We start from the raw sequence: 1624 nt of genomic DNA on the forward strand, positions 1-1624 counted from the left end.
TAATTTTTCTATTGTCAAATATTTTTACTTAATTTATCAAAAAGACATTTTTTTTGACGGGATTTTTTGAATCTAAATGTTTGAGAATATTTTTGGAAAACATAAGATGACTGTGTTAAGGTATCTAGCAAGATAATTAAATCAATGTTAAGTAACGTGGATAAAATTTATGGTCACTAGAGAAATACACTGCCAAAAAATAGCAGAAGATAGAAGAAATAAAACAATAGACAAAGTTATCAAAACTATTATCCGATTAATAGAAGAAAATAAAACAATTTCTCTTCAGATAATAGTTAGTCTGTCTGGAGTGTCCGAGTCTTGGTTTTACAAAAATAGAGATTTTTTAACCCTAATCAAATATTTAGAAAACGCTTCAATCGACACCATTGATTATTTGAAAATTTTGGAAACCAAATTAGAAAATGTGGAAAAATTAATCAAACGAACCCATGATTAAAATATGAGTCTAGATTCTTAACTCCTTAGCTAAAAGACACAAAAATCCATCAAAAACGTCACCAGTTTTCTTAATAGAAGTATTTGGTATAATTGGTAACAGTTGGTGTCTAGTGAATCTAATATAGAAAGACAGAAAAGCTAGATTAGACTTTTACGATGTTCACTTGGACAGCTTTAATAAATCGACTAACAAAATCAGAACAAACTTTTTGTATGTCTTCAATAATATTCGTGAGTTTAGGGTCAATATCGGAGAGAAAATCAGCGGCTTTGGAGCTATCGTCAAAACTGCGAGCAGGGAATTCGAGTCGATGGAGGGTATTCATAGCCCATTGAACAGGAGTTGGTTCTGTGGGTAAGGGGTCTTCGGAGGCCAACCACCGGTCAAATAATTCATATCGTTCAGTGAGGTCAGGATTAGCATAAGTATAATGACGTGCGCCCCGAGGTCCGAACCGGCCCAACTTAACCAACTTGGGAAGTCCCAAAGGTTGGCGCAACTTGCGATAAACAACTACAGGGCTGTCGTCGGAGTTAATAGTTACGTGAAGGATAGACTTGATATCGCCGGCTATTTCTTTTGAGATGGTGGCTAATCGCTGTAAATCGGGGTCATCTTTACTGACCTGGTTTTTATGTAATAAGGGGAAAAATTCAAGAAACTCGTAAAGCCAAATCTTAGCAGAAATACTATTTCGGTTAAAGTCAGGGGAGAATAAACAACCCTGTCCCAACTGCAACATTTTCTCTAACCGTTTCCGTTCCTTGTGGGTCATGTAAGCTCGTCCGACAGTGCCATAGTAATGAAGTTTTAGACGAGCGTACGCTCGTTGCTCATCCAGTTCGACCAGTTCAGGGGAGACATGATTAACATGATATTTTTGACAAATTGCCGTCTTGTGTAACTGGAGTCGTTGTTCAGTGGTAGGGTTTTGTCGACGCTTGAGTTGTTCATAGTCGTGGGGGCTTAATCGTTCAGCTTGACTAACTTGGCGATGGTAAACCTGACAGTTATCCAGGGAAAGTTGCTTGAGATGAGTTCCAAGATGTTTAACCTCTTCATTCTTTTGCCCCACAAACTCACTGGGGGGTAAAGTTTCTAAAGTGGGTGACACAGCAAGGGAGATCCACAGTAGGGCGGTCACTAATTTATCAGTCACCA

Annotated in this window: 1 protein-coding gene and 1 pseudogene; one reads left to right on the forward strand and one right to left on the reverse strand. The window is 38.0% G+C overall.

Annotation, left to right across the window (positions count from 1 at the left end; genetic code table 11):
• Window positions 1–169: 169 nt before the first annotated feature.
• Window positions 170–460: a DUF6262 family protein gene (locus tag P9B04_RS16080; RefSeq protein WP_342055999.1), complete on the forward strand. Its 291-nt coding sequence runs from the start codon at window positions 170–172 to the stop codon at window positions 458–460.
• Between the two features lie 145 nt (window positions 461–605).
• Here P9B04_RS16080 and P9B04_RS16085 read toward each other — a convergent pair.
• Window positions 606–1624 (reverse strand): annotated as a pseudogene (locus P9B04_RS16085) (plasmid replication protein, CyRepA1 family); the annotation flags it as partial.

Origin of the sequence: Crocosphaera sp. Alani8, assembly GCF_038442745.1 — a bacterium.
Lineage (GTDB): Bacteria > Cyanobacteriota > Cyanobacteriia > Cyanobacteriales > Microcystaceae > Crocosphaera.